Genomic DNA, 21,345 nt, shown 5'->3' on the forward strand with positions numbered 1-21,345 from the left:
GGTTACGCTCATGATGCTGCAGGCCACAAAACCCAAACGCACAGAGAGACCCAAGTAACCACCGTGACAAGCAAAGGAACATCTCCTAAAAGTACATCCGTTGGGGACTCGCCACCTTGCATTTTTTCCACTACGAACCAGTAGCGAAACAGACCAAACAACACAACAGGGACAGTAATGACCAAATCCGGTTGCGCAGACATGACGAACATGCTGTAGAAAACCAACGCTCCCGTGGCAGCCATCTCTGCATACCTGTCTATCAACTCCACCGTGTACCGTTGCAACACTTCACGGCTTTCGCTACCTCGTTGACTTAATTCTTGCCGGCGCTTGATTGCAGCCAAGTACAGGGCAAGACACAGGGTGGTTATGAACATCCACGACGAAACTGGCACCGCGAGTGCTTGCGCACCAGCATAAACACGCAGAACAAAACCGAAGGCAACCGTAAAAATATCGACCACTGGCTGGTGTTTCAAACCAAAGCTGTACGCTAAGTTCATTGCCAAGTACACGCAAATAACAGCGACTACTGAGGGGTGGAAGAACCAGCTCCAAATCAGCACACCGTAAAGCAACGCTAACAACACCAGAGCTTGCGGCACAGACACGGCACCCGTGGCTAACGGACGCGTTCTAGATTTGGATGGATGGCTCCTGTCCCTATCAATGTCCTTGAGATCGTTGACGATATAAGCGGCAGAAGAGGCGATACAAAAAAGGATAGCAGCCACCAAGGCCTGCACCACAGCATGCATGTCCTTGAATTGACCGGCAAATACCAAAGGTGCAATGACGAAACTGTTCTTGATCCATTGCCGGGGTCTCATGAGCCTCAGGAAGCCACCCAACTTGAAGAGAGCTGAGGAAGGCCAGGGGGTATCATCCATACCGTTTATTTAAAGACTATTGAAGTGTGAATTCTGCATCATGAAGCTAGCTTTCATCTACGCTTTGCTCGCGGCAGTAGCAACTATTGTCAATATCACCACACAGCATGTTTTTTTGGAGATTTACACTGATAAGTATGCAATTCAGGGTTCTGTGCTGTGCGGCACAATGGCTGGCTTGGTTGTTAAATACCTACTAGATAAAAATTATATTTTTAATTTCAAGACAAAATGTACTGCACACAACACCAAGACATTCGTGCTTTATTCCATGATGGGGGTGCTTACCACAGCCATTTTTTGGATGTTTGAATTTATTTTTCACAAAATTTCTGATGGATCTGCTGTATTCAGATATTTGGGAGGCACCTTGGGGCTCATAATCGGATACATTGCAAAATATCAACTAGATAAAAAATTTGTCTTCAAGGCCCGTCAATGAAGCTAGTTCAATCTTGGGGAAGACTGGATTCAAAGCTACATCAAGTAGTTTTATTAACCTCACCTCAACAATCAAAGATAGAAATTAAAGAAAAATTCCCGGGTCTAGCATTCGGTAACGGTCGAAGCTATGGTGATATTTGTCTTAATCCAAACGGCTTTCTCTGGAATACTCAAGGGCTCAGTAACTTCTGCTCCTGGAATCCAGAGACAGGTCGCTTGACGACTGAGGCTGGCGTACTTTTAAAGGACGTTCAACAAACATTTTTATCGCGGGGGTGGATGCTCCCTGTTACTCCAGGAACTCAACTCGTCACTGTAGGTGGGGCAATTGCAAATGATGTTCATGGAAAGAATCATCATGCCTTTGGAACCTTTGGCGATCACATCATTCGCTTATGGCTACTCCGTACGAACGGGCAAGAGATTGAATGCAGCAGAAGTGTTAATTCCGAATGGTTTGAGGCGACCATAGGAGGAATGGGCCTTACAGGAGTCATCCTAAAAGCAGAGATTCAACTCAAACAAGTCAGCGGCCCATGGCTGGAATCTGAAACCATTCCATTTCAAGGACTGGAAGATTTTTTCTCATTATCAGACTCAAGTGAGTCCAAATGGGAACACACTGTTTCTTGGATCGACTGCTTGGCTGGCATAAATACACGAGGCATTTTCATGCGAGCCAATCCCTCAAAACATATTGAAAGAGAAAAAACAGCATCAAAACCAAAAAAAATATTCTTCACTCCACCCATTTCCCCCGTAAATAAGTTCACTCTAAGTTTTTTTAACACTGCATATTATTGGATACAACGAGGCAGATCAGGAAAATCCATCGTCAACTACAAAGATTTCTTTTATCCTCTTGACGGAGTTTTAGAGTGGAACCGCTTGTATGGACCTAATGGATTTTATCAATATCAAAGTGTGATACCTAGAGAGACAGGTCTTGATGCAACACGAGAAATGTTAAAAGAAATATCACGTGCCAGAGAGGGTTCTTTTCTTGCAGTACTTAAGACCTTTGGTAAACGCCCCTCATCTGGACTCTTGAGTTTTGCTCGGCCAGGAGTAACACTAGCGCTCGACTTTCCAAACCGAAACGTTAAAACTCTGGCGCTCTTTAAGCGATTGGACAGTATCGTAGAAGAAGCCGGAGGTGCGCTATATCTCGCAAAAGACAATCGCATGAGTAGCAAAATGTTCGTCAAAACTTATCCTAGTCTTGAGAAATTTTTGCCCTTTAGAGATCCTGGAATTACATCTTCTATGTCACGTCGACTTTTCGGCAGCTAGTTTTTATTTATGCTTGATACCCAACCGCTCTTTCGACGCATCATCATTGTCGGAGCCACATCCGCAATTGCAAACCAGTGCGCAAAAATATGGCTAACAGCTCAATCAGCAGAGCTTATTCTCATAGGTCGTGATGAGTTAAAGCTGAAACAGATAACATCAGATTTAAAAATTCGTTCGCCTCAATCTTCTATATCTAGCATTTTTGTAAACTTCCTAGACGAAAAATCCATTCAAGAAACTACCCAACTAATTTGCGAAGAACGGCTACCAGACATCGTGCTCATTGCTCAAGGTGCGCTACCTAATCAAGAAGAATGCCAACACAATCTGAACGTCTGTCGTGCAGCACTCGAAATCAATGGAATTTCACCCATTCTATTTACTGAGGGTTTTGCAAAATTTATGGCGAAAGCAGATTTTGGTCGAATTATTGTCATCGGCTCAGTAGCTGGTGATCGCGGTCGTCAGTCTAACTACGTTTATGGGGCAGCAAAAGCCATGGTACATAGATACATAGAAGGACTTCAACATCGTATTGCAGGGCATTGTCATAATTTAAGCATTCTTTTAGTGAAACCCGGCCCAACCGCGACGCCCATGACCAGACATCTTCAGGCCGCAGGAGCTTCGCTAGCTAGCGCAGAAACGGTAGCACTAGAAATTGTTGAAGCATCAAATAAACACAAGACACAATTATATACCCCAAAAAAATGGGGGATAATTATGTTTCTAATACGCCACCTCCCTTCTTTTATTTTTAACAAAATTCGCATATAAATCATCAAATTACATAATCACAAAAAGAGCCGCTAGAAAAATCACTCATTGGCTCAAAAATCCATCCCCTGGAAGAAATCCAAGAATTCTGGCAGAACTATCCATTATTGCGATCCAATCTTGCCTATGAATGACGGGTAAAAACAATAACTCACTCACAGCCAAATTGCTTTGGTGCGCCATCTTTTTAATACTGACTTCCAAGTGAGGATACACGGCTAGGAGCGTCATTACACTCTTAGCACGTTCAAGAACCTTTTTTCTATAAACATCATCGTAGGGGATATAGAATTCAATACGTTGAGCATAATCAGCTCGCCCCATTAATGATTCAAAAAGCACCTTTCCTCGCTCTTCTGGATTTAATGGAGAACGAATTCCAACTACAGAAGGTCCCCTCCAGAATACCGGCCGAAGTGATAAGGGCAACTTCCGAAAATCTCTTTCATCTTCCGAGGAAGATAGCTCACTCAGTGTAATTACTCGAAATCGATCAATCTCATGCACCAAAAATAATGGACGCGCCTGATAAGAAGTCCAAAACCCCAAAAAAAGTGCAGACAATTGAATTACGGCTATCAACCCCATATCTACACGCAGGGCAACGCGCCTTTTATTTGGATTTGCAAGCAATAAAGTCAAGAGGGGCCCACAAATAATATCAATGAGTAACATTAATATAAATATACCCCTCCCCCCAGAAAGTAAGTCATAGGGTGCTGGATACCATATCACCAAGACAATTAGTGCCGCACAACTAGCAAGAAAACAAGATATCAAAAAATGAATAGCCGCATAACGTGCAGCAAACTTAAAACGACTCATAAAAAAATTAGCGACACTCAGAGGGTGCAATACTAGCTGGCAATGTGGCAGTCGCAACAGGAGCTGTAAATCCATATTGTTGAGCACGCGTACCTGCGCCCGCTCCAGCAGAAGATAAACAAAGCCAGTCTAGCGTAGCCTCCGCACTGGGACCTAGGAAATACGCAGGTAGAGAAATAGCTTTCGTCGCTCCGGTACGCATTTGGGGGCTTAACAATAAAGTTTTTGACGATGCTCCACCACCGACATTCGATGTGAAAGTCACAGTCAATTCTCCAGTGATGGAATCCATCAGCGTGGATTGCACGTATTTGCTTTGATTACCTGTAGCGTTCATACGGGCATTCCACAACTCAGCTGTTGCCGCAAGGGCGGCCGCATTAGATATGCCATTAGCAGCGATTTCCTGCTTTGCCTCTGCAGTTAACAGCAATCCCTCTACAACGCGAGATCGCACAATATAAGATTGGTAGGCAGGAACTGCAATTGCTGCAAGCAACCCTATTATTGCAACCACAACCATCAGTTCAATCAGGGTGAAACCTTTATTGGCTGCATTGCACTTCATGACCACCTCTTTAAGGATAAAAGTGATTGATAGAATTTCGCGCTTTTTCTTGACAAAAAATATCATCTTCCTTGTGATGCCTTAAACAGTGCCTATAAACCACGTCAAAATAAGAGTGCATTAAATTTTTACCTCCAACGTTGGAAAAATTTTTTATTTCCAAATAAAGCTTGCGCGCATTTTCAAGATCATCTAATGCATAAAAATATGCAAGTCGATGCCACAGCGCCTCATAGTTTGGAGAACTATCCGCAGATTTCCAGGCATCAGCGGTCAAGCTAGCTTCTAAGGCAGACTTCACATCTCCATCGATAGTTGCCAAAGCAAGCGCCTTATCTATATATAAAAAATAGAGCATGCCCGATGCAGCATTGATAGAACCCAGAACATTGTTCTTCTTCTCATTCAACTTTTTCTTTACCAAATCAATGGCAGTCTCAATGCTCTTAGCTGCCAAAGGGCTGCGTTGCTCCAAAAGATAAGTTGAATAGAACACCATTTGAGCAGGTGTTATATTATCTTTGTCTTCCAAAATTTTTTCGTATTCGCGTTCAAACTCTTCAAATCTTTTATCTTCCAGAAGAGCCAGAAAATACGCAGTGGAAACATAATCAATAGCGGGGGTTTTTTGGTACATCCACGCCCAAAGTGTGTAATTTGTTCTCCATATGGGAATCACGCTGCTTGTTGTAAATATCGAGCCTATTACAAAACTTCCGCCAAGAATAGTCAGAGCCACCTTTAAGAGAATTTTTCCTGCAAGCAACCTCACCACAACACTAAAGGCGCAAACGATAAATATCAAAAAAAATAACAAAGGCGCAGCCAAAAATCGCTCATGACCAATGTTGCCACCTATAGTCATAGGAATAATATTAAGAACTGGAGATAAACTTATCATCCCCAGCAAGCCAACCCATGCCCATGACCTATTCTTGAGCGCTCCCAGAGCTAATACAATCAGATAAAAGCCTACAAAAAAATATGTGAAGTAGTTTTGATAGCCCTTTTCCAATTCGAGAGTTGCGTTGTGCTGGGGATTGATATCAAAAAAAGGAATCAACATTTGATGCAAATAAAAAGCCAAAGTATAAACAGGATAAAATAATCCATAACCCTGACTGGCTTCAGATGCCTCTTTGAAATGATAGACCCCCCCCACCGAAGCGTATCGCAAAGAGAAGTAAAAAATAATTACACAGGCATAAAAACATATTAGCCTCTTATTATTTTTCGCAAAATTAATAACAGCTTCCCAAAGACCAAAACCGGGATTGGAAATTAGATACAATATGACTATTAACAAAGGAACCGTGATAGCCATCTCTTTGCTAAGCAAACCCAAAAGCAAACTGAGCGCTAGGAAGAAGTCTCGCTTTATTGAAGCGTCCATCTTCAAATAGAGGTACAAAGACAGAAACATGAAGGTCGTAACCATCAAGTCAAAACGGCCGGCCAACCATGCATTAGACTCAACGAGCACTGGATGAAAGGCATATAAAAGCACCACCATCCAATCAAGATTCACAATCCCTAGGCGCTTAAATATCTCACCAGACAAAAAATAAGCCAAACATACATTTAATAAAAATATTATTAAATTGTTTAGATGGGCACTACCCGGATTAAGCCCAAAAAACTTAACCTCATAAAAATAGGTTAAAAAAACCAAAGGTCGAAAGTAGGTAGTCTTTTCTAAAACGGGACGTGAAATCGCCCCCCACGTCAAATCTCCAGACTGCATCCTAGCGTCATTCAATATCAATAGCTTATCGTCCCAAACATACTGAAAACTTAGCGTCGGATAATAAATATACGAGACTGTCAAGACTACAAAAAAAAGTAGAAAGAAATGGCGTAGACGATAATCTTTGATAAACATAGCCAGTATTTAAAAAAAAAGGGGGCTAATGCCCCCTTTTTGATCAACGAGTCATACAGTAATAATTAGCGGCACTCGGCTGGAGCAAACTTGGCGGGCAGCGTGCCCGCTGTTGTACCAGTCATAGTGCGTTGAGTAGCTGCAGTTTGCGTCACAGAAGCGCATGCCCAGTCCACTGCACCAGAGTTACCAGCGGTGATCGCAGCGTCCAGTGTTTGGAACGTAGTTCCATTGGTCTTGATGAATGGCCTCAGGTTCAAGGTGGCGTTCGCAGGAATAGCACCAACTGTGGCGTTGTTGTAGGTGATGGTGATTTGTCCGGTAGTCGAACTGATTTGTACTGAATTAACGTACTTGGACGTGGCACCTGTATTGCTTTGTTGAGCATTCCATGTGTTAGCCGCAACCACCAGATCGTTGGCAGTAGCAACTTCGTTAACCATGGACTTGGCTCCAGCAGCCAATGTCAAACCTTCGGTCACGCGCGTGCGAACGGTGTAATCTTGATAGGCAGGCAGAGCCACAGCCGCCAGAATACCAATGATGGCCACCACGATCATCAGTTCGATCAGGGTAAAACCTTTTTGCAGAGAACGCTTCATAACTCACTCCTCAGGGTAAAAAAACTTGCAAATGAAAACCTGTCGATAAGTCTTCAGGCTGTGATAGTAAGAGCAGGGATCGTGCCAGCCTGCTTTTGGATCCGACTGCCCTCTACTGGTAACAATCTGCGCCCTTGGTGTTAACAATTGAACCCCATTTGTGTCCTCGAACCCAAGGAGATGACATTTTTGTTCTGCCATCCTTGTCACAGGCGACACGCGAGGTTACAGGTGGAAGGTTTGGCCTGCCCTGAGCCATCGGATGTCGTATGGCTGACCTTCTAAACCAGCCGTGATCTCTTCCAAGATACGCTCCGACTCCGACGGTTTGGTGTGAGTAATGTAGACGGGATAACTATGGCCTGAGGGCATGGTGGCAAGCTCTCGCGCCAGGGAGGCAGGCGAGAAATGCAGACTACGGCGCGCGAGGCTGCTTTCACGGTTGCTGAAGGCGGTTTCGATCACCAGCATGCCAATGGGTTTGGCGGCAGGGCCCGTACGTAGAGCTTCCAACTGGGGCCACAAGGCAGGGTTGTGCTCCGTGTCACCTGTGAATACCCACCACGCGTCCTCCCCTTGCACAGCGTAGCCTACAGCGGGCACGGTGTGGACGGCTGACAGCACTTGAATGGGGGTGTCATTCACACAAACCTGGACACCTTCCGCCAATGGAGCGAACTGCAAGAGCGGTGATTGCGCCGAAGGAATGCGGGAAAAGTCAGGCCATATGGTGTTGTTGAACACATGGGCCTGTAGCGCGGCGACGGTGGCAGGCAGGGCATGCACCTGAACAGGCTGGTTGCGCAGCGATGAGACCGAATCCAGCATCAAGGGCAGGGCGGCGATATGGTCCAGATGCGAATGGGTGAGAAAAACATGGTCGATGCGGCGCATCTCTTCCAGCGTCAGATCACCCACCCCTGTGCCTGCGTCGATCAGGATGTTGTGATTGATCAGAAAGGACGTGGTACGGCAGCCCTGGGCAATGGCACCGGAGCAGCCCAGCACGCGCACTTTCATGGCATCTCCACCATGGAGGTGAGCGCACAGCCTGTTTTAGCGCGACTCCATATGGGCGAGCAGGGTTTTCGTGTCATTTGGTCTCAAAGGCTGTAGCGCCATCCCAGTCAGCTTGAAGCGGCAGGGATGACAGGTGTTGCACCCTGCTTTCATACAGAGCGTAGAGCACCGATTGGGGCTGTAACTGGAGTAGGGCTTTCAGTTGCGACCTACATTGTTCCCAGTTTTGACTGCGGTAGTGTGTGAGAAATTGCACCCATTTCGCCAACTCTGCCTGTTGCTGAACTGTAGCGTGCTGCTCTTTAACCATCGGGGTATAGATAGTTACCGCTTGGGCCTTGCCTTTGACGCGGACGCAATCTAACTCCTGCCACAAGAATCCGGAGCTTTGGGCTTGTGTGAATTCACTGGCCACGATCTGCACGCCATAGGTTTTGCACAGACCTTCCAGGCGTGAGCCTAGGTTGACAGCGTCGCCAATCACGGTGTAGCTCAGGCGCAGGTCAGAGCCCATGTCACCCACGCACATGGAACCCGTGTTAAGGCCTATGCCCACACCAATTTCGGGCAGCCCTTGCGCCTTGTGCTGTTCATTCAGTTCCTGCACAGCCTTGACCATGCCCAGAGCAGCATGGACGGAGCGTTGCGCGTGATCTTGGGCGGGCACGGGTGCACCCCAGAAGGCCATCACGCAGTCGCCCATGTATTTGTCAATGGTGCCGCGCTCTGCCTGGATCACGCGGGTGAGGCGCGTAAAGACGTTATTGAGCAGACTCTGCAACTGCACGGGCGGCATGCATTCAGACAGGGCCGTGAAGCCACGCATGTCACAAAACATCACCGTCAGCTCTCGGCTGTCGGCCTGCATGCTGTAGTGCTCAGGCTGCTTGAGCATTTCGTCCACCAACTCTGGGGGAACGTAGGAGCGGAAACGCGTTGCGAGAGCACGCTTGGTGCGACTCTCGAAAAAATAGCCATGCGACATGCTCACCACCGATGAGGTGATCACCAGAAGGCCAACAGTAGCCAGGGGCATTACCAAGCCATGCTCACGGTAAAGCCAAAAGTTCAGCCCCAGGATAGCCATGAATACGCCAAGGCTCAGGCACATGGCTGGGCCCACAGAAAGCATCGACAGACCGAATGCCAGCAATAGCCCGACCACCAGCAATTGAAGTATGTCGAAGCCGGGGGCGTAATCCGGCACCACCAAAGAAGTGCCATCCATCAAGGCAGAAAGTATGTTGGCATGCACCTCGACCCCTGGATATACGGCCCCCATCGGGGTCACGCGAACATCCTGCAAACCCGGAGCGGAGGTGCCGACGAACACTGCCTTGTCAGCAAGGCTCCCCTCTGCAAGTCTGCCTTCGATGACATCACTGGCAGAGATGTACTGGTAAGAACCGCCATCAGGTCCTCCAAGCCCCCGATAAGGAACCAGCATGGCCAAGCTTTTGTCCACAGGCACTTGCATGCGGCGTGAGCCATCGACTAGGTCCAAAGCCTCCAAGGTATCGTGCGTCCCAAGCGACGGGGTGACAGGGAAGCCGGGCTCGACTTTTGGCCCCCCCATCATCACCCGGAACATGGCCAGCGAGAGGGACTCGTAGTACCGTCCCCGATATTCCGCCAGCAGGGGCACACTTCGTATCACGCCATCCGAATCACCAATGGTGTTGAAGAACCCTGATGCCGCAGCTGCCTGGCTGAATTCATCCAGGTTGGCACCGTACCCTGACCAAGTAGTTGCAGCCAGAGGCCGACCGCGCAATTGGTCCGGCTGAAGGACCGGTGCGGGCAGGGCGCCCTGAACATGGCCCTGGCGATCGCTGGTGAAATAGAAGCCCAACACAGCCGCTTGCCCGCGCAGGCTTTGTGCAAAGAGCGCGTCGTGGTCTAAGGCCGGGGCAAGACGTGCAAGCTGATCCGAAAAGCCGGGCGTTTTGGAAAGAGGTCCACGTTCCAGGGAACGCAAGGTGTCGAGGCCCGAGCTACGGTCATGCTCGGCAAAGACAACATCGAACCCAACCACTGCAGCGCGCTGCCTGCCCAGCAGTTCCTGGGTCAAGGTGGCCACCTTATCTCTGCCCCAGGGCCAGCGTCCTATCCGCTCAATGCTCTTTTCATCAATGTCAATGATGACAATGCGCTCATCCAGCTGGGCTGGGCTTGCCCAGCGAAGGCGGGTGTCATAAAAAATGCGATCCAGCCGCTCAACCAGCGGCAGGGTGAGAACCCCACTGACATGCAAAAGGGCCAGCAGCAGCGGAACCAGCGTGACGAGAATGCGGTGCCAGCGACGAAACACCAATAAGTTCCGTAGAAAAACAGCTTAGCCGCCAGTGCAAGACCTTGTGAGCCAAGCCTGCAGACGTCAGCTTTGCTCGAATTGCATCTCGGTGCCAGCCAACTCCAGCTTGTCACCGCTCTTGAGCAGCACTGGCGTGGGGCCAATGGCGGCGCCATTGAGCATGGGCATTTCCGGCCCTTCGACATGGGCCAGCACAAAGCCCTGGATGCGTTTGGTGATGGAGGCAACCGCGACACCGGGTTTGCCGATGGTGGTCACCACTTTTTGCAGGGAAACCTCACGCCCTGCAGCAGCACCAGAGAGAACACGAATCACCGCATTCATGGGGACCGGAGTAGGCGTAAGCCCGGCGGGGCGGGAGACTGCACCCAAGGCCGGCATCATGCCCGGCTTGAAAATCATGGTTTTCTCAAAATTCTCGGCGTCTGCGTCTTGCAAGAACCGGATCTTGTACTTGCCGACCTCGACCGTGTCGCCATTGCGCAGTTCCTGTCGCTTGACGGCTTTGGCGTTCACATAAGTACCGTTGGTACTCCCAAGGTCTTCAATCTCGACCCCCTCGGGGGTCATGTGAATGGCAGCGTGCTCGCCGCTCACTGCCAGGTTATCAATAACGATATCGTTATAAGGACGACGGCCAAGCGTGGTGCGCTCTTTTGTCAGCTGCACTTCTTTAATGACAACACCGTCGATTGAAACGATCATTCTGGGCATGATGATCTACTCCTGATTTGGTAATTTATTCTGTTGCCACCCGTCAGGCGGTACCCAAAAGACGGGACATGAGACCGCGCTTTTTCCCTCCCGCGGCGGCCTGCACTAGCAATACGCTTACGTTATCACGCCCCCCATGGGCGTTGGCTGTATCAATTAGCAACGCAGCCTTCTCTTCCAGTGAAGCGGGTGTGCGTACCAGTTGCGCCAATACGTCATCGCTGACCATATCGGTCAAACCGTCAGAGCACATGATGAAAAGATCGTTCGGTGCCACCTGGAATTCGTTGACTTCCATCTGCACATTCGGCTCGACTCCCAAGGCGCGGGTCACCAGATTGCGGCTGGAGGAGGCTGCGGCCTGTTCCTTCGTCAATATGCCCGCATCCATCTGTTCCTGCAACCAAGAATGATCTCGCGTGATCTGCTGCAAGACTCCGCTGCGGAGCCTGTAGCAACGGGAGTCGCCGATATGGCCCAGGATGAGACGATCCTGCTGAAAGACCCCCACCACCAGCGTCGTGCCCATGCCTGCGTATTGAGGGTTGGACAGAGACGCACCCAAAATGGCATGGTTCGCGTTTTCCACGCACAACTCCAAGGCCCGACGCACATCAGTCGCCGAAGGTTCCGGCCCTGCCTGGCTGAGCCAACGGCCCATTTCTGTGCGGATGAAGGTGATGGCCATACCGCTGGCCACCTCTCCAGCGTTGTATCCGCCCATGCCATCGGCCAAGACCACCACTTGGGTGTCCCGATCAACAGTCACAGCATCTTCGTTATTAGCGCGTACGCGCCCACGGTCTGTCTGGGCGAAAAATTCGTAGGTCATGGATTTTGGATGCACTTCATCCCACAGGGGCCATAGACCTCTGCACTGGCGCCCGTTCCTTCGGGTGTTCCAGCACTGTTTTTTCCAGATCCATCATATTTTGCCCGGCCGGGGTGCGCCCCGAATCATAGACGACTGTCGCCCCGGGGCTTCCGCCCTGTTTCCGCACAGTCTCTATGGCATGAGCCAAATCACGCGCCATCTGCATGCCGGTCTGGTACCGATCACCGGGTTGTTTGCGCAAGGCTTTGGCGAGCAACTGGGCAATAACTTGGGGCAGAGAAGGGTTCAGCGTACGCACATCCGGGGCATCGACCTGCATGATGGTGCGCATCAACTCCGGCATGGAATCGGCACGTAACGGCAGGGATCCGGTCAGGAGCTGAAACAGGGTCACCCCCAGTGCATAAAGGTCAGCGCGCCCATCGACCTTGGCACCCGAGAGTTGCTCGGGCGACATGAAGCTGGGTGTGCCGAGCACAATGCCAGTGCGGGTCTTGCTGGCATCCGTGATGCGAGCCACCCCAAAGTCCATCACCTTCACCGTGTCCGTAGCCGTATCAAACATGATGTTGGCAGGCTTGATGTCTCGATGGACCACATGTTGTGCGTGGGCGTAGTCCAGCGCCAGGGCCACGCGGCGCCCAATCTCCAGCACTTGATCCACCGGCAGCAGGTAGGGCGACCGCGCAAACGATGTCAAATCCGTTCCTGCAAGCAGCTCCATGGCGATATAGGCCAATCCTTTTTCCTCGCCCGCGCCGTAAATGCCCACGATGTGGGGGTGTTGCAAGCGGCCGGCCGCCTCAGCCTCTTTGAAAAAGCGTTCCTTGGCATCGATCAGGGCAGCCCCCTCAAACTCCTGTTGCAAGGCCAGAGTCTTGACGGCAACGCTCTGGCCTGAGCGCAAGTCCCGGCCCTGGTACACCACGCCCATGGCTCCTTTGCCCAGTTCGCGCTTGAGCTGGTAACACCCCAGCTGACCTTCCGATGTCTGGCGGGGCAGCGTCTCCTGCACGGAAGAGGGTAGCGATGAGGCAGCACCCATGGATATATGGCTGACAGAAGAGTCCGCAGCCAACCCCGCCTGGGCCTGCAAGTGGGCTTTGGCATGCCGGTAGCGGGCACGCGCATCCTTGTACTGCATGTCACGGCGCAGCAGGTGTTTGAAGACTCTCTTGGCGTTCGCGTAATCCTTCAGCCGCTCGAAGTCCTTGCCAAGGTGATAGAGGTTGTCCTTGAGCGCATCGGTCGTGGGCAAAGGCCGGAACTTTGCATAAGCTGCCAGAAGGTCCCCGCGCCCGTGAAAGGCGATGCCCATCATGCGTTCAGCATCTGCCGTGTCGGGTGCAGCAACTGTCGGGGTTGAGGGGCGCTTGGGTAAAAAAGATCGACCCGCCCATATCAACGTACCGAAGAGGGCGAGCGCACTGGCCGGAGTGAGAGGTACCGCCACCGAAAACTGCTGCTGCAGCACCCACTGCGCAGCGACCAAGGCAAGCCCCACACCGAATCCAATACCCACGGCAGAAAACAGGGGTAGCAGCGGCAGGAAGCCCACCATCAGCAACACGCCTGCCGTGGCCACTGTCGCAACGTACAGGCTCCATACTGGGCTGGACAACGCGCCAGAAGCTCCTGCAGGCGCTGGGCCCAGAGCAGCCTCATACAAGGCGTTTTGCAGGCCGGGGAGCACCCCTGAAAACCACAGAGCCCCCGTCAGGGCCAGTGCGACCATGGCACATGCCCAGCCGTCCCACCGCCCTGTCTTTGGCTTTTGCTCCCTTGTCTTCCTGGCCACGTGCAATCAATACGTATTTGTGTATGAATGTAAAGGCAGCAAGTTTCGCGCCCGAGCTTCTCAACCCTTCCCAAGAGCGGAGAAAGCTGCTTTCAAGGCCAGACAGTCCACGGGGTGCACAAAACTGCCATGTGCAGCATGCCAAACCGCGCAATACGACAAATTTGTCAGCCACTTGCGTCAGGTTTCTGTGAGCGGAGAGGACAGCAAAAAAGCCCGTGACCTTGCGATCACGGGCTTCGAGCCTTGGCACAACCCGTAAGGCGGGCTGTGGACTAAAAGGTCCGATTTACTTGAGCTGAGCCTTCAGCAGCTTGCCCAGTTCGGAGGGGTTGCGTGTCACCACGAAACCGCACTCTTCCATGATGGCCAGCTTGGCGTCAGCCGTGTCAGCACCGCCGGAGATCAGCGCGCCAGCGTGACCCATGCGCTTGCCGGGAGGGGCTGTCACGCCCGCGATGAAGCCCACCACGGGCTTCTTCATGTTGGCCTTGCACCATTGGGCGGCTTCGGCTTCGTCAGGACCACCGATTTCACCGATCATGATCACAGCGTCAGTGTCTGGATCGTCGTTGAAAGCCTTCATCACATCGATGTGCTTGAGGCCGTTGATCGGGTCACCACCGATACCGACGGCGCTGGACTGGCCCAGACCTACTTCGGTCAGCATGGCCACAGCTTCGTATGTCAGCGTGCCCGAACGGGACACCACGCCGATACGGCCCTTGCGGTGGATGTGACCGGGCATGATGCCGATCTTGATTTCGTCGGGCGTGATCAGGCCAGGGCAGTTGGGGCCCAGCAGCAGGGTCTTCTTGCCGCCAGCCGCTTCCTTGGCCTTCATCTTGTTGCGCACTTCCAGCATGTCGCGCACTGGAATGCCTTCAGTAATGCAGATGGCCATGTCCAGGTCGGCTTCCACCGCTTCCCAGATGGCTGCAGCAGCACCTGCTGGAGGCACGTAGATCACGGACACGGTAGCGCCCGTTTGCTGGGCTGCTTCCTTGACGGTGGCGTAGATCGGGATGTTGAAGATCGACTCGCCCGCCTTCTTGGGGTTCACGCCCGCCACGAAGCAGTTCTTGCCGTTCGCGTATTCCTGGCACTTTTCGGTGTGGAACTGGCCAGTCTTGCCCGTGATGCCCTGGGTGATGACCTTGGTGTCTTTGTTGATGTAAATCGACATGAATGTTCTCCGGGCTTACTTGACGGCAGCAACGATCTTGGTCGCGGCTTCGGCCATGGTGTCTGCAGCGATGATGGGCAGGCCGGACTCGGCCAGCAGCTTCTTGCCCAGCTCTTCGTTCGTACCCTTCATGCGCACCACCAGAGGCACGGACAGGTTCACGGCGCGGCAGGCGGTGATCACGCCAGTGGCGATGGTGTCGCACTTCATGATGCCGCCGAAGATGTTGACCAGAATGCCCTTGACCTTGGGGTTCTTGAGCATGATCTTGAACGCTTCGGTGACCTTCTCGGCCGTAGCGCCACCGCCCACGTCCAGGAAGTTGGCTGGCTCGCCGCCGAACAGCTTGATGGTGTCCATGGTAGCCATGGCCAGACCGGCACCGTTCACCAGGCAGCCGATGTTGCCGTCCAGGCTGATGTAGGCCAGGTCAAACTTGGAAGCCTCGACTTCCGCTGGATCTTCTTCGTCCAGATCACGGAAAGCCACGATTTCGGGGTGGCGGAACAGCGCGTTGGAGTCAAAGTTGAACTTCGCGTCCAGAGCCATCAGGTTGCCCTTGGAGTCGCAGTTCAGCGGGTTGATTTCCACCAGCGACGCGTCGGTGTCCATGTAGCACTTGTAGATCTTGGCAAAGATGTCTACGGCCTGGTCGATGGAAGCGCCAGTCAGGCCGATGGCAGCAGCGACCTTCTTGCTTTGTTCGGCAGTGATGCCGACCAGGGGATCGATCATCTCGGTGACGATCTTCTCGGGAGTGGAATGGGCCACTTCCTCAATGTCCATGCCGCCTTCGCTCGAAGCGATCAGGGCGACCTTCTGCGTGGCGCGGTCGGTGACCAGCGACACATACAGTTCGTTCTTGATGTCGGCGCCGTCTTCGATGTACAGGCGGCGAACCTTCTGGCCTTCGGGGCCGGTCTGGTGCGTGACCAGTTGCATGCCCAGGATTTCGCTGGCGCGTGCTTTCACGTCATCAATGGTCTTGGCAACCTTCACGCCGCCGCCCTTGCCACGGCCACCGGCGTGGATCTGGGCCTTGACAACCCACACGGGGCCGCCGAGCTTCTGAGCGGCTTCCACGGCTTCTTGCACCGTGAATGCAGGAATGCCACGCGGAACGGGCACACCAAATTGACGCAAGATTTCCTTGCCTTGGTATTCGTGAATCTTCATGAGGTCTCTCTCAGGGAAGGGTGGTAGTTACCCGTTTGCCATGAACAAATTGTCTGGCCGCGGGCTTGGGACATGGCAACCTGCGACTGTATCATGCTGCAACGCACCATCCTTGTGAGGAACTTACGTACTTCGTAAAGCCAAGCAGGGCCAGAACACCTCGCTGAACCCCCTTTTTCGCAGGAGCACCACCATGTCCAAAGTCTTTATCGATGGCGAAGCCGGCACCACGGGCCTGCAGATCCGTGAGCGTCTGCAGGCCTTGCCTCAGATCGAAGTGGTGAGCATTGCCCCCGAACTGCGCAAAGACCCTGCCGCCAAGCGCGACCTGATTGCGGGTGTGGACCTGGTCGTGCTGTGCCTGCACGACGATGCAGCGCGCGAAACCGTGGCGATGGTGGACGACATTGAGCGCACCACCGGCCGCAAGGTGAAGGTGATTGACGCCAGCACGGCGCACCGCACGGCTGCTGGCTGGGTGTATGGCTTTCCCGAGCTGGATGCCGCGCAAACCCAGGCCGTGCGCGAGGCCACCCGCGTCTCCAACCCAGGCTGCTACGCCACGGGGGCGATTGCACTGCTGCGCCCCCTGGTAGATGCAGGCCTCATTCCTGCAGACGCAGCTTTGAGCCTGCCTTCCGTGTCCGGCTACTCGGGAGGAGGCCGCACGATGATCGAGGCCTACGAGGCAGGCACTGCAGCACCTTATGAGGCGTATGCCCTGGGCCTGGCCCACAAGCACATTCCAGAAATCCTGCGCTACACCGGCCTGACACGTCGCCCGGTGTTCATCCCAGCCGTAGGCAACTTCCGCCAGGGCATGCTGGTGCAATTGCCATTGCATCTGGACTTGCTGCCCGGCGCACCCAAAGCCAGCGACCTGCACGATGCACTGGCGAGCCACTACGCCAAGACCAATACCCCCGAGCAATGGGTCAGCGTGCTACCCCCGACGGATGACCTGAAGCTGGCTGCAGACACCCTGGCCGACACCAACAAATTGGAGCTGCGCGTGTTTGCCAACGAGCAATACCGCCAGGCGGTAGTGATTGCCCGGTTGGACAACCTGGGCAAAGGCGCCAGCGGAGCCGCCGTGCAGAACATGCGGCTGATGCTGGGCGTTTGAGGGGCAAGAGCCCGGAACGGATGAGGTGTTGATCTCCTTCGATCCCGTCCAGCCACTTCAGCCAAAGAAATCCAAGAGAGGGAAGGAGCAGCAATGCACCTTCCCTTTTTTGCATCCGCCTCTGCGTGCATCGCTGCACGGCGGCCTGACTTGATTGCTGCCTCACCTGGCTACGTGGATGCACGCTCTCGTCTGACAAAGGGCGCCACCCCTACCTCTTAACTTGAACTGGTCTGTTTTCAAGTTTTCAAGCTATCAAGAGGTACCCCATGACGCCCCCCCCCGCCCACCACCCTCCACGCCCTGCTGGCAGCCACGGAGAGGGAGGCCTGCCCCAGCCCACCAGCGGGCGAGAGAACTCGGGTCTGATGTACTTCTTTATCGGTGCTGCGGCACTGGCGCTGCTCATTGTGCTGGGCTTCAACACCTTGGGGCCGGAAGGGGCTGCACGGTCAGGCATCGGGGATGGCCCGGCCACGTCGCCAGCAGGGGCCACCACGGGTGGCCCCGACCCCGGAGCGACCCGAAGCGAGATGGGCATACCGGACGGCAAGGCAGCCGGGGGTGCTGCAAACCGTAGCACGGGGCAACCCCATTCAGGTGCCGCCACTCCACCCGCCCCGCAAGCCGCAGATACGCCCGCAGCGCCGGGCCGAGAAAGCCTGGGAGCGCCTTTGGGCGGATCGCCCCAAAGCCGCCCTGGCATGCCTCAAGGCTCCCCCCAAGGCACGAGCGGAAAGCCATCGACAGGTGGCACGAGCATCCCACACGGTGTGTCACCGGACGCACCACAGGCATTGCCTGCGATTCCGCCCGCGTCCCGCTAGGCATTCAGATCTGCGTCCCCCTCGGGGCGGTGCCCCTTGAGCACGCGCTGCACCACATCGCCCGCAAACCCTCGGGCCATCAGGAAGCGCATTTGCCGGGCCTTTTCCTGCGCATCGGCGGGCAGTTCGCCAAACCGGCGCTGCCAAAGTGCATAGGCCCGCTCAAACTCCGAGCTTTGCAGGGTCACCAGGGCCTGGTGCACCAGCTCGGGCGCAAGGCCTTTGGCCTGCAATTCCTGGCGGATGCGGGCCGAACCCAGGCGACTGGCACGGCGGTACAGAGTGGACTCGACCACACGGGTTTCGCTGATGAAGTCCTTTGACTGCAAATCGTCCAGCACCGCCTCCAGATCGTCCCCCTCTTCCACATGCCGCTGCAGCTTGCGCCGCAGTTCATCGCGCGAATGCTCGCGCTGGCTCAGCAAGCGCAACGCACGGCCTTTGAGGGATAACGTGGCAAAACCCATTTTGCTATGCTTTTGGTAGCTACTTACGCTTGATGGACGTGCGCTAGATGGCATTCAGCCCTGAAGCTTTACGGCGACAGGGCTGTGTTATGGCTTGGGCCTCGCTGGCTGTTGCTTCCTGCGTGGGCAGCAGCGCAAGTCAACGCAATCGCAAGCGATTCCCGCACCTTGTTTTTGCGAACCTGCGGTGCCGCTCGGCTTACGCCTCGCTGGCCGCTGCCTCCTGCGTCGGCAGCAGCGGAATCGCAAGCGATTCCCGCACCTTGTTTTCAATCTCTATGGCGAGGTCGGGGTTTTCGCGCAGGAATTCGCGGGCGTTGTCGCGGCCTTGGCCGATTTTTTCGCCGTTGTAGGCGTACCAGGCACCGCTCTTTTCGATGATCTTCGCGTTCACGCCCATGTCGATGATTTCACCCTCGCGGCTGATGCCTTCGCCGAACAGGATGTCGAACTCGGCGGTCTTGAAGGGTGGGCTCACCTTGTTCTTCACCACTTTCACCTTGGTTTCGTTGCCAATGGCGTCGTCACCCTTCTTGATGGTGCCGGTGCGGCGGATATCGAGGCGCACGGAAGCGTAGAACTTGAGCGCGTTACCGCCCGTGGTGGTTTCTGGGCTGCCGAACATCACACCGATCTTCATGCGGATCTGGTTGATGAAGATGACCATGCAGTTGGTCTTCTTGATGGTGGCAGTGAGCTTGCGCAGCGCCTGGCTCATCAGGCGGGCCTGCAGGCCGGGCAGGGCGTCGCCCATTTCGCCTTCGATTTCGGCCTTGGGGGTCAGGGCGGCCACCGAGTCCACCACGATCAGGTCCACGGCGCCCGAGCGCACGAGGCTGTCTACGATCTCCAGCGCTTGTTCACCAGTGTCGGGCTGGCTGATGAGCAGGTCAGGCACATGCACGCCCAGCTTTTGCGCGTACTGGATGTCCAGTGCGTGTTCAGCATCCACAAAGGCGCAGGTGCCGCCTTGCTTTTGCATCTGGGAAATGACTTGCAGCGTGAGCGTGGTCTTGCCCGACGATTCAGGGCCGTAGATCTCGATCACGCGGCCACGGGGCAGGCCGCCTACGCCCAGCGCAATGTCCAGGCCCAGCGAGCCGGTGGACACCACCTGGATGTCTTCAATGGCCTCGCCTTCACCCAGGCGCATGATGGTGCCCTTGCCGAACTGCTTTTCAATCTGGGCCAGCGCTGCAGCCAGGGCCTTGGCTTTTTCACTGTTGGCGGCGAGAGCGGGGTTGTTGGCTTTGACGTCCATGGATGACTCCTGAATAAATCGATGACCTGTGAAATGGCTTGCAATCTCTGCAGCATCTGCCGCCTCTGCGGAGAGGCTGTTATTAAAAACAGTACTGGCTGCTTGACCAGTAATGTAGATGGCCATGCAGACCAAGTAAACAGTTTTTTAGTCAGTTTGCCTTACCATTTGTGCACCCCAGTTTTCCGCCCGCACAGGTGCTGAAACTCCATGAAAAATCCCGCCCCTCCTGCACTTGCACCTTCGGACGATGCCTGGCGCCAGACCCACCTGGGCAGGCTGCTGGGGCACGCCATGCGGCGCTTTGATGCGCGGGTGCTGCAGCTCATGGCGCGCAGCGTGGATGTGCCTCTGGCCCTGTCCAACCTGGCCGCGCGTGACCAGGTCAGTGCCGCGCACATCCACCTGACGCGGCACCTGGCGCTGGGTGGAGACCGGTTGACGGACCTGGCGCAGCGCGCAGGCATGACCAAGCAGTCCATGGCGCAACTGGTGGACCAATGTGAGGCGTGGGGATTGGTGACGCGGGAGGCAGACCCGCACGATGCGCGCGCGCGGCGGGTGCGGTTCACCCCTACGGGGCTGGCGTGGCTGCAGGGCTTTCGTGAAGCCGTTGCGCAGGCAGAGGCGGAGTTTCGCGCCGAGGTGGGCGATGAGGTGGCCACCGTGGTGGCCATCGGGCTGGAGGCTTATGCCAGCGGGGGAGAGTGAGGACCCGGTCAACGCGCCTGCAAAGACAGGGTCAGCAGGCCCGTTCGTTCCAACAGGCAAGTCGAGTTGCCAACGCAACCTCAAAGGCCGGGCGGTTAACGGCCCCCAGCCTTTGAGGTAGCTGCTTCGGCGGGGCCGTATCCCGTATATCAGTGGGCGCTGGCAGCGGCCCCCTTGCCGGCCACCTGGCTCACTTCGCCGCCCAGGCGGCGCACTTCGGCCACAAACTCGGGGCCGCTGCGCAGGCGGCGGTACTCGGCCAGGCGGGCTTCGTAGGTGGGGTCTGCGTCGGGGGTGCGATCGCTGTAGTTGGCTTGGCCCAGGCCAGCGCGGTTCCACAGGTTCAGGTCGGCTTGCACTTCGGCGCGGCTCAGTGCGGGGCCTTGGGCCACGGGCTCGTCACCACCCCATTGTTCGTTGATGGGAGTGGCAGATGCAGCACCAGCAAATGTGGCAGCGGCCAGGGTGGCAATGGCGATCAGGGTCTTGGCGTTGGTCATGGCAGTTCTTCCTTTGGAGTGAGATGTGCAGGGCGTGATTGCTTGCTGCATGGGAAGAAGTTTCTGCTTTTGCGCCTCTGGCGTATGTGCGTAAACGCACAGGTTTTGCGAGCTGCCAGGGAC

General features: G+C 54.3%; 21 protein-coding genes. 6 read left to right on the plus strand and 15 right to left on the minus strand.

Annotated elements, in window-relative coordinates:
• Positions 1 to 8: 8 nt before the first annotated feature.
• On the minus strand, positions 9 to 893 hold the full coding sequence (locus AACH87_RS21465) for a decaprenyl-phosphate phosphoribosyltransferase (RefSeq protein WP_338796590.1): 885 nt from the start codon (positions 891 to 893) through the stop codon (positions 9 to 11).
• A 40-nt stretch (positions 894 to 933) separates the two neighbouring features.
• Between AACH87_RS21465 and AACH87_RS21470 the strand changes: the two genes are divergently transcribed.
• The 3 genes from AACH87_RS21470 to AACH87_RS21480 are packed head-to-tail and all read left to right on the plus strand — an operon-like array spanning position 934 to position 3,410.
• A complete protein-coding gene (locus AACH87_RS21470) occupies positions 934 to 1,335 on the plus strand; it encodes a GtrA family protein (protein ID WP_338796591.1) in 402 nt (133 codons plus the stop codon).
• Complete coding sequence (locus AACH87_RS21475) at positions 1,332 to 2,630, plus strand: FAD-binding oxidoreductase (protein ID WP_338796592.1); 1,299 nt, start codon at positions 1,332 to 1,334, stop codon at positions 2,628 to 2,630. The genes AACH87_RS21470 and AACH87_RS21475 overlap by 4 nt, the downstream gene beginning before the upstream one ends.
• 9 nt (positions 2,631 to 2,639) lie before the next feature.
• Positions 2,640 to 3,410: an SDR family NAD(P)-dependent oxidoreductase gene (locus AACH87_RS21480; RefSeq protein ID WP_338796593.1), complete on the plus strand. Its 771-nt coding sequence runs from the start codon at positions 2,640 to 2,642 to the stop codon at positions 3,408 to 3,410.
• 45 nt (positions 3,411 to 3,455) lie between these two features.
• Here AACH87_RS21480 and AACH87_RS21485 read toward each other — a convergent pair whose 3' ends face one another.
• The 11 genes from AACH87_RS21485 to sucC all read right to left on the minus strand — a co-directional run bounded on the left by AACH87_RS21485 (position 3,456) and on the right by sucC (position 16,330).
• Complete coding sequence (locus AACH87_RS21485) at positions 3,456 to 4,235, minus strand: pilus assembly protein (RefSeq protein ID WP_338796594.1); 780 nt, start codon at positions 4,233 to 4,235, stop codon at positions 3,456 to 3,458.
• Positions 4,236 to 4,242: 7 nt separating this feature from the next.
• The gene (locus AACH87_RS21490) at positions 4,243 to 4,869 is read right to left on the minus strand and encodes a pilin (protein WP_338796595.1); all 627 of its coding nucleotides are present in this window, start codon (positions 4,867 to 4,869) and stop codon (positions 4,243 to 4,245) included.
• Positions 4,814 to 6,547, minus strand: coding sequence for a hypothetical protein (locus AACH87_RS21495; protein WP_338796596.1), 1,734 nt, complete (start codon positions 6,545 to 6,547; stop codon positions 4,814 to 4,816). The genes AACH87_RS21490 and AACH87_RS21495 overlap by 56 nt, the downstream gene beginning before the upstream one ends.
• Before the next feature lie 203 nt (positions 6,548 to 6,750).
• Complete coding sequence (locus AACH87_RS21500) at positions 6,751 to 7,287, minus strand: pilin (RefSeq protein ID WP_338796597.1); 537 nt, start codon at positions 7,285 to 7,287, stop codon at positions 6,751 to 6,753.
• 225 nt (positions 7,288 to 7,512) lie between these two features.
• Positions 7,513 to 8,307 (minus strand): 3',5'-cyclic-nucleotide phosphodiesterase, encoded by a 795-nt coding sequence (locus AACH87_RS21505; protein ID WP_338796598.1) that lies wholly within the window; start codon positions 8,305 to 8,307, stop codon positions 7,513 to 7,515.
• 73 nt (positions 8,308 to 8,380) lie between these two features.
• On the minus strand, positions 8,381 to 10,618 hold the full coding sequence (locus AACH87_RS21510; RefSeq protein ID WP_338796599.1) for an adenylate/guanylate cyclase domain-containing protein: 2,238 nt from the start codon (positions 10,616 to 10,618) through the stop codon (positions 8,381 to 8,383).
• 66 nt (positions 10,619 to 10,684) lie between these two features.
• Positions 10,685 to 11,335 (minus strand): FHA domain-containing protein, encoded by a 651-nt coding sequence (locus tag AACH87_RS21515; RefSeq protein WP_338796600.1) that lies wholly within the window; start codon positions 11,333 to 11,335, stop codon positions 10,685 to 10,687.
• A gap of 43 nt (positions 11,336 to 11,378) precedes the next feature.
• Positions 11,379 to 12,167 (minus strand): Stp1/IreP family PP2C-type Ser/Thr phosphatase, encoded by a 789-nt coding sequence (locus AACH87_RS21520; protein ID WP_338796601.1) that lies wholly within the window; start codon positions 12,165 to 12,167, stop codon positions 11,379 to 11,381.
• Between the two features lie 16 nt (positions 12,168 to 12,183).
• On the minus strand, positions 12,184 to 13,905 hold the full coding sequence (locus AACH87_RS21525; protein WP_338796602.1) for a serine/threonine-protein kinase: 1,722 nt from the start codon (positions 13,903 to 13,905) through the stop codon (positions 12,184 to 12,186).
• Between the two features lie 352 nt (positions 13,906 to 14,257).
• Entirely contained in the window at positions 14,258 to 15,154 is an 897-nt protein-coding gene (sucD, locus tag AACH87_RS21530; protein ID WP_338796603.1) for a succinate--CoA ligase subunit alpha, read from the minus strand.
• Positions 15,155 to 15,169: 15 nt separating this feature from the next.
• Complete coding sequence (sucC, locus tag AACH87_RS21535; protein ID WP_338796604.1) at positions 15,170 to 16,330, minus strand: ADP-forming succinate--CoA ligase subunit beta; 1,161 nt, start codon at positions 16,328 to 16,330, stop codon at positions 15,170 to 15,172.
• A gap of 193 nt (positions 16,331 to 16,523) precedes the next feature.
• Here sucC and argC point away from each other — a divergent pair, with 193 nt between their 5' ends.
• Both argC and AACH87_RS21545 read left to right on the plus strand, forming a co-directional pair.
• A complete protein-coding gene (gene argC, locus AACH87_RS21540) occupies positions 16,524 to 17,456 on the plus strand; it encodes an N-acetyl-gamma-glutamyl-phosphate reductase (protein ID WP_338796605.1) in 933 nt (310 codons plus the stop codon).
• A gap of 269 nt (positions 17,457 to 17,725) precedes the next feature.
• Entirely contained in the window at positions 17,726 to 18,283 is a 558-nt protein-coding gene (locus tag AACH87_RS21545) for a hypothetical protein (RefSeq protein WP_338796606.1), read from the plus strand.
• Here AACH87_RS21545 and recX read toward each other — a convergent pair.
• Positions 18,280 to 18,750, minus strand: coding sequence for a recombination regulator RecX (gene recX, locus AACH87_RS21550; protein ID WP_338796607.1), 471 nt, complete (start codon positions 18,748 to 18,750; stop codon positions 18,280 to 18,282). The two genes, AACH87_RS21545 and recX, sit on opposite strands and share 4 nt — an antisense overlap.
• A 199-nt stretch (positions 18,751 to 18,949) precedes the next feature.
• On the minus strand, positions 18,950 to 20,011 hold the full coding sequence (recA, locus tag AACH87_RS21555) for a recombinase RecA (RefSeq protein ID WP_338796608.1): 1,062 nt from the start codon (positions 20,009 to 20,011) through the stop codon (positions 18,950 to 18,952).
• A gap of 210 nt (positions 20,012 to 20,221) precedes the next feature.
• On the opposite strand from recA, the gene AACH87_RS21560 reads away from it, so the two are divergent.
• Positions 20,222 to 20,722, plus strand: coding sequence for a MarR family winged helix-turn-helix transcriptional regulator (locus AACH87_RS21560; protein WP_338796609.1), 501 nt, complete (start codon positions 20,222 to 20,224; stop codon positions 20,720 to 20,722).
• 149 nt (positions 20,723 to 20,871) lie between these two features.
• Here AACH87_RS21560 and AACH87_RS21565 read toward each other — a convergent pair whose 3' ends face one another.
• Positions 20,872 to 21,222 (minus strand): DUF4148 domain-containing protein, encoded by a 351-nt coding sequence (locus tag AACH87_RS21565; protein ID WP_338796610.1) that lies wholly within the window; start codon positions 21,220 to 21,222, stop codon positions 20,872 to 20,874.
• Positions 21,223 to 21,345: the final 123 nt, after the last annotated feature.

Source organism: Acidovorax sp. DW039 (genome assembly GCF_037101375.1).
In the GTDB taxonomy this organism is placed as follows: Bacteria; Pseudomonadota; Gammaproteobacteria; order Burkholderiales; family Burkholderiaceae_C; genus Acidovorax.

Coding starts and splice junctions, on each gene's coding strand:
- AACH87_RS21465 (WP_338796590.1), bottom strand. CDS start 893: ATGGATGATACCCCCTGGCCTTCCTCAGCTCTCTTCAAGTTGGGTGGC.
- AACH87_RS21470 (WP_338796591.1), top strand. CDS start 934: ATGAAGCTAGCTTTCATCTACGCTTTGCTCGCGGCAGTAGCAACTATT.
- AACH87_RS21475 (WP_338796592.1), top strand. CDS start 1,332: ATGAAGCTAGTTCAATCTTGGGGAAGACTGGATTCAAAGCTACATCAA.
- AACH87_RS21480 (WP_338796593.1), top strand. CDS start 2,640: ATGCTTGATACCCAACCGCTCTTTCGACGCATCATCATTGTCGGAGCC.
- AACH87_RS21485 (WP_338796594.1), bottom strand. CDS start 4,235: ATGAGTCGTTTTAAGTTTGCTGCACGTTATGCGGCTATTCATTTTTTG.
- AACH87_RS21490 (WP_338796595.1), bottom strand. CDS start 4,869: ATGATATTTTTTGTCAAGAAAAAGCGCGAAATTCTATCAATCACTTTT.
- AACH87_RS21495 (WP_338796596.1), bottom strand. CDS start 6,547: ATGCAGTCTGGAGATTTGACGTGGGGGGCGATTTCACGTCCCGTTTTA.
- AACH87_RS21500 (WP_338796597.1), bottom strand. CDS start 7,287: ATGAAGCGTTCTCTGCAAAAAGGTTTTACCCTGATCGAACTGATGATC.
- AACH87_RS21505 (WP_338796598.1), bottom strand. CDS start 8,307: ATGAAAGTGCGCGTGCTGGGCTGCTCCGGTGCCATTGCCCAGGGCTGC.
- AACH87_RS21515 (WP_338796600.1), bottom strand. CDS start 11,335: ATGCCCAGAATGATCGTTTCAATCGACGGTGTTGTCATTAAAGAAGTG.
- AACH87_RS21520 (WP_338796601.1), bottom strand. CDS start 12,167: ATGACCTACGAATTTTTCGCCCAGACAGACCGTGGGCGCGTACGCGCT.
- AACH87_RS21525 (WP_338796602.1), bottom strand. CDS start 13,905: ATGGTCGCACTGGCCCTGACGGGGGCTCTGTGGTTTTCAGGGGTGCTC.
- sucD (WP_338796603.1), bottom strand. CDS start 15,154: ATGTCGATTTACATCAACAAAGACACCAAGGTCATCACCCAGGGCATC.
- sucC (WP_338796604.1), bottom strand. CDS start 16,330: ATGAAGATTCACGAATACCAAGGCAAGGAAATCTTGCGTCAATTTGGT.
- argC (WP_338796605.1), top strand. CDS start 16,524: ATGTCCAAAGTCTTTATCGATGGCGAAGCCGGCACCACGGGCCTGCAG.
- AACH87_RS21545 (WP_338796606.1), top strand. CDS start 17,726: ATGACGCCCCCCCCCGCCCACCACCCTCCACGCCCTGCTGGCAGCCAC.
- recX (WP_338796607.1), bottom strand. CDS start 18,750: ATGGGTTTTGCCACGTTATCCCTCAAAGGCCGTGCGTTGCGCTTGCTG.
- recA (WP_338796608.1), bottom strand. CDS start 20,011: ATGGACGTCAAAGCCAACAACCCCGCTCTCGCCGCCAACAGTGAAAAA.
- AACH87_RS21560 (WP_338796609.1), top strand. CDS start 20,222: ATGAAAAATCCCGCCCCTCCTGCACTTGCACCTTCGGACGATGCCTGG.
- AACH87_RS21565 (WP_338796610.1), bottom strand. CDS start 21,222: ATGACCAACGCCAAGACCCTGATCGCCATTGCCACCCTGGCCGCTGCC.